This window comes from Protofrankia sp. Cj3, assembly GCF_917627355.1.
Classification (GTDB): Bacteria; Actinomycetota; Actinomycetes; order Frankiales; family Frankiaceae; genus Protofrankia.
Genome location: NZ_CAKJTR010000101.1, coordinates 1 through 5400, shown reverse-complemented (window position 1 = coordinate 5400; position 5400 = coordinate 1). Strand labels below are relative to the sequence as shown.

Below are 5400 nucleotides of genomic sequence, written 5' to 3'. Positions count from 1 at the left end.
CGCTCTTAGGCGCGCACTGTCAGTGCTTTGGAGCTTAGCGTGCCTATCTGGATACGATCCGTATGCACACTGCGGGCGCGGCGGCCGGAGCCTCGCCCGGCCGCGCCATCGACCACGCAGGGAGTCCGTCGTGCATGTGCTCTTCGTCGCCGCTGCTCGACCCAACTTCATGAAGGTCGCGCCGGTTCTCGCCGCGATCGTCGCCCGCGGCGCACAGGCCACGCTGGTGCACACCGGGCAGCACTACGACAGCGCAATGAGTGGTGTGTTCTTCGATGAGCTCGGTCTGCCCACCCCGGACCACTTCCTCGGGGTCGGTTCGGGCAGCCACGCGGCCCAGACCGCGGGTGTGATGACGGCGTTCGAGCCGCTGCTCGAGGACGTCCGCCCGGATGTCGTCGTGGTGGTCGGTGACGTCAACTCCACGCTGGCCTGTGCGCTGGTCGCGGCGAAGGCAGGTGTTCCGCTCGCCCATGTCGAGGCCGGCCTGCGCAGCCGCGACTGGTCGATGCCGGAGGAGGTCAACCGGGTGGTGGTGGACCGAGTCGCCGACCTGCTGCTCGTACCGTCCGCGGAGGCCGCGGACAACCTCCGGCGCGAGGGCTACCGGCCGGACCAGATCCACCTCGTCGGCAACGTCATGGTCGACACCCTGCTCACGAACGTCGAGCGGGCGCGGCAGGGGCCAACGCTGTCCCGACTCGGCCTCGCACCGGGCGGGTACGGACTGGTGACGCTGCACCGCCCGTCCAACGTGGACGACGCGGACGTTCTTGCGGGCCTGCTCGGAGCCCTCGCAACGGTGGCAGTGCGATGCCCACTCATCTTCCCCCTGCATCCCCGGACCCGGGCACGCATCAACGGCCGGCTCCCGGCGGGCGTGACGGCGCTTCCGCCCGCTGGCTACCTCGACTTCCTGGCTCTGCAGGCCGGAGCGCGGCTTGTCCTGACAGATTCCGGCGGGGTCCAGGAGGAGACGACCGTGCTGGGGGTGCCCTGCCTGACGTTGCGTGACACGACGGAACGCGCAATTACTGTCACTGAAGGTACCAATCAGATCGTCGGCACCGATCCCGAACGGATCGTCGAGGCGGCGCAGAGCGCTCTCACGTCACCGCCGCCACCGCGGCGGCCCGCGCTGTGGGATGGCTGTGCTGGCAGGCGAATCGCGGAGGTGCTTCTCGCGGGGGCCTACGGTCGGCCCGGCAGCCGGCCGACCGACATCCTGACGGATGTCCTTGTCGAACCGGCCACCGGCGACAGCGGTGTCGCTGTCGTCCGCCAGTTCGCCCCGTAGTTCGCCGGCCGTTGTTCGGACCACATTGTGGCCGCCTCGGCAGACCACGCCGTCGGTGTTCAGGCATTGTGTGATCGGTGCCAGACGGACGGCCGTGGTACGGGTGACAGCCGGGGCGAAAAGGCTCCGGAGAGGCGCCGAAGCGCTGCATTCCGGACGAGTCCAGCGGGTTATCCTCTGATATCTCAGGTGAGGCATCCGGCACGTCTGCATTTCGGGGGAAATGATGTTTGTCCACAGTGGCGGCCGTCTCGGCCACAAGCCCGCGGCCACGCCGTCGGCTCAATGGTGAAGCTGCTCGCGCCCGGCCGTCGGGCGCGGCTCCGGGCTGTCTATGGATACATGTTACCGAGGGTTTCTTCAGCTGATTCTGCTGCTTCCACCCTTTCCACTGTTTCCGCGGATGTCTTTTCAACGACACGGGTAACCGCGCCGGGCCAGGCCGGCGAGCGGGTCGGTTCCGCTAGCGCAGGCATTGCGCCGATGACGGCGGAACCGGCGCCGCTTGTCGGTCTCGTCGCCACCGCCATCCCGGTCTGGACGATGTTGTTGATTGTCGCGACACTGCTGGCCTGGCCGATGGCGTACGCCGAGTTCGCCTCGTTGCTGGGGAGCGGTATGTGTCTCGCCGCTGTGATCTTCCTGGTTGAACTGGCTGGACTGGCTGTCCGCTTCCGGCCCACGGATCGCGAGATTCAGCCTGACCGCCCCGGCCGTGCGTGTGGGCGGGTCGACGAACTGACCGGCCTGGCCAACCGGCACGGCTTTCTCGACCAGGCCACTCATGCGTTCGCTGATATCTCGGGCAGCTGTTCCGTAGGGGACGGAGGCCCCGAGCGTACGCGGCCCGGATCCTCCGGTTATGTTTCCTTCGTTCTACTGCTGATCGACATCGATCGGTTCAATGAGATCAACGGCAGCCTGGGGAACGAATACGGCGACCGCCTACTGATTGAGGTAAGCCGGCGGATCAGCGTGGTCAGGAGGCCGAGGGATATCGTCGCACGAATCGGTGGGGACGAGTTCGTGCTGCTGCTGCACGGCATCGATGCGCAGCGGGCCCGGACAGTGGCGGCCGAGACGTTGGCTCGTGTCCGCAACGCTCTGGAGGTGCCGTTCGTCCTGGCCGGGATGCGGGTACCGCTGGAGGCGAAGATCGGTATCGCCGTTGCTCCCGAGCACGGTCGCGACGTTGGTGAATTGCTGTGTAACGCCGCCATTGCCCTGCGTGAAGCGAAGAAGGCGCGTGCTGGTCACAGCATGTACGACACACGGCTGGTTCGGCCCAGCCCGGCCCAGTTACGGCTGCGTACTGAGCTTCGCGCGGGCCTTCAAGGCGGGCAGATCGAACTGCGCTACCAGCCCAAGGCGGATCTGCGCACGGGCCGCGTCAGCGGGATGGAGGCGTTGGTGCGATGGCGCCATCCCACTGACGGCGTCCGCTCGCCGGACATTTTTCTCCCCGACATGGAAGCGGCGGGTCTGATGCCGGAGCTGACCTTGCTCGTCCTGCGGATGGCACTGAGCGAGTGCGCACGCTGGCGCGCGGCCGGGGCGGAGCTGTCGGTGTCGGTGAACGTTCCCGTGTCCGTGATCGTCGACTCCACCTTCGCACCGGTGGTGCACGATGCGCTCGGCGCGGCCGGAGTCCCTCCCGCCGCCTTCTGCGTGGAGATCACCGAGGATTCTGTGATGACGCGGCGTGAAGATGCCCAGCGCACGCTCGCCCGATTACGGGCGCTTGGCGTCCGGGTCAGCCTTGACGATTACGGCACCGGCTACTGCTCACTGGCCTACCTGCGTGATCTTCCGGCGGATGAGCTCAAGCTCGACCGGGTCTTCCTTCGTGACATCGAGTGGGACACTTCAGCCGCGGAGATCGTTCGTTCGGCTATTGCCCTGGCGCATACGCTCCGGCTGCGGATGGTCGCCGAAGGCGTCGAGACCATCCGGTTGTGGGCGCTGTTGGCAGCCTGGGGATGCGACGAGGCACAGGGCTATTTCATCTCTCGGCCGATGACCGGCGACGAGGTCCTGCCCTGGTTGGGCCAGTGGGCCCGGCACCCTCGGTTATTTCAGGAAATGATCATTATGGGTGGGGATATGACGGTAGAGGTCAGCCGGTCATGCGTGCGGCGAGAGTCAGGAGCCCAAGTGGCCGCGCCAGCGCGGCGCTGATCTGTTCGGCGCAGTACCGAAATGCCTCGATCGAGGCTCCGATCGGGTCGGCGATGTCGTCGTCGGTGGGACGCTCAGGCCGGGTCAGGCCCCGACGCCCCACCGCGAGGGCAACCAGCGCGTCCCCGTATGCCGGCAGCGAGCCAGCCGCATCGCCGTCAGAGGGGAGGCCGGTGGAGACGATGTCCGCGAGGGTGATTCCGGCGGTCAGACGGGCGAACTCCCGCAGCGTGAAGGTACGGCGCACGGCTTTCGGCACCATCGTCACAACGATGCCGCGGTGTTTGCGCTCCGCGCACAGCACGAGGCCGGCGCTGCGTACCGTGTCGACGTCGATGCGGTGCGCCCTGAACCCAGCTGGGTTGAGGCCTCGTTCGGCGAGGACTGTCGCGGTGTGGGGGTGCATGGGTGCGTAGGCACGGGCGTGTGTCCCGGCACTGCTGACGGTCACCGAATCCCTCTCGGCGCCCAGACCGGCCCGTAGCGCCGCGGCGGCGACGTACTCGGCCGTCGGTGACCGGCAAAGATTGCCCTTGCAGACCATCAGCACGTGCCACGGCGCGGGCACAGCGCTGGGAGGTGGCGCGATGGGGGTGGCTCCAGACCTCATCATGCCGCCGGCGTGTTGCGGGCCGGGTCGGGCTGTCCTTCGGCTCCGGTGTGCTCCGCCGGGAGTCGCCCGCTCCTGTCTGCGACCGCCCTGGCACGTCTGGTGGCCAGGAGGAGGCGAGGCAGCATGAGGTATCCGCAGATGAGCAGGATGGCCAGGGCAGCGGAGCCGAGTCGTACCGCAAGTGCCGCGCTGTAGCTGATAAGACCGAAAGCGGCGCTGGCCGCGGTCAGCGCTGAAACGAGTAGCGTGGCGCGGGTATGTGATCCGCCCATCACCGTGAGCTGCTGGTAGACGTGGTCACGGTGCGGCGTGTACCAGCCCTTGCCGGAGCGGATCCGTCGCGCCAGGGTGCAGGACGTGTCAGCGAGGTAGACCAGAAGCGGCGCGACAACGGTCTCGGGCCGGACTCCGTGCGCTACCGCGATCAGTGCCAGGACGGCGATCATTGCGCCAAGGGCGTAGCTGCCCACGTCACCGAGAAAGATCTTTGCGTGCGGGAAGTTGTAGGGGCCGAAACCGAGTGCGACGCCGACCGCCATGGCGCCGCCGTAGCGCAGGGTATCGAGCCCTTCCCAATGCCCGACAAGCGCGAAGGCGATGCCGGTCACGAGGGTCTGGCCAGCGGAGATACCGTTGATGCCGTCCATGAAGTTAAAAGAGTTGGTGAAACCGGTGATCCACACCGCAGCCGCGCAGGCGGCCGGCAGCACGAGCTGGACCGGGAGGTCCGGGCGGGTGACAACGAACCAGGCTGCGACCGTCGTACCTGCCGCCGCTATCTGGAGGCCGAGCCGGCGCGGTGCGGGGACGCCGTGGACGTCCTCGATGAGGCCGATGAGACCGAACAATGCGACCGCGACAACCACTACGAACATCTCAGGAGGGGGCGTGACCGCCGGATCGATGACGGGGACCAGCGTTCCCGTGAACAGCCCGAGGGCGACGGCCACGCCGCCGCCTCGGTAGGTCGGCACCAGGTGTGACGATCGTTCGGTCACCTGGTCGACTGCCGCAAGGCGGCGCATCCAATTGATCACGATTGGTGTCATGGTCATGGTGACCAGGAGCGCGACCACTGCCGAGAGCACCACGTCGTCCGCCACTCCTTCAGGTCCGTTCTTGAGTGCCACCGGGATGGCCACTTTATGTAGCAGTAAAATTACTCCCTGTGTTGCCAACTCTTCGCCGTGTCGCATCGGGGTCGTGGCTGAGCTCTGGGCTCGGGTGCGTTTCTGGGTGCGCTTCCGTTGCGACACGCACCGCGGCGTCCCTCTCGGCAATCTCTTGATCTGCGACTCTCTGCGTATGAGTC

General features: G+C 67.0%; 4 protein-coding genes. 2 read left to right on the top strand and 2 right to left on the bottom strand.

Going from position 1 to position 5400, the window contains the following annotated elements; translation table 11 throughout:
- Positions 1–130: 130 nt before the first annotated feature.
- Both wecB and MJ783_RS14555 read left to right on the top strand, forming a co-directional pair.
- On the top strand, positions 131–1297 hold the full coding sequence (gene wecB / locus MJ783_RS14560; protein ID WP_239310979.1) for a non-hydrolyzing UDP-N-acetylglucosamine 2-epimerase: 1167 nt from the start codon (positions 131–133) through the stop codon (positions 1295–1297).
- Between the two features lie 483 nt (positions 1298–1780).
- The gene (locus MJ783_RS14555) at positions 1781–3475 is read left to right on the top strand and encodes a bifunctional diguanylate cyclase/phosphodiesterase (protein ID WP_239310978.1); all 1695 of its coding nucleotides are present in this window, start codon (positions 1781–1783) and stop codon (positions 3473–3475) included.
- Here MJ783_RS14555 and MJ783_RS14550 read toward each other — a convergent pair.
- Together MJ783_RS14550 and MJ783_RS14545 are read right to left on the bottom strand one after the other, a co-directional pair.
- Positions 3414–4088, bottom strand: coding sequence for a protein tyrosine phosphatase (locus MJ783_RS14550; protein WP_305039495.1), 675 nt, complete (start codon positions 4086–4088; stop codon positions 3414–3416). The two genes, MJ783_RS14555 and MJ783_RS14550, sit on opposite strands and share 62 nt — an antisense overlap.
- On the bottom strand, positions 4085–5218 hold the full coding sequence (locus tag MJ783_RS14545; RefSeq protein ID WP_239310977.1) for a glycosyltransferase family 4 protein: 1134 nt from the start codon (positions 5216–5218) through the stop codon (positions 4085–4087). Before MJ783_RS14545 ends, MJ783_RS14550 begins: the two co-directional genes overlap by 4 nt.
- Positions 5219–5400 lie beyond the last annotated feature (182 nt).

What these genes read in the sequence shown, in the direction of transcription:
- MJ783_RS14550 (WP_305039495.1), bottom strand. Translation starts at nt 4,088, where the DNA reads ATGATGAGGTCTGGAGCCACCCCCATCGCGCCACCTCCCAGCGCTGTG.
- MJ783_RS14555 (WP_239310978.1), top strand. Translation starts at nt 1,781, where the DNA reads ATGACGGCGGAACCGGCGCCGCTTGTCGGTCTCGTCGCCACCGCCATC.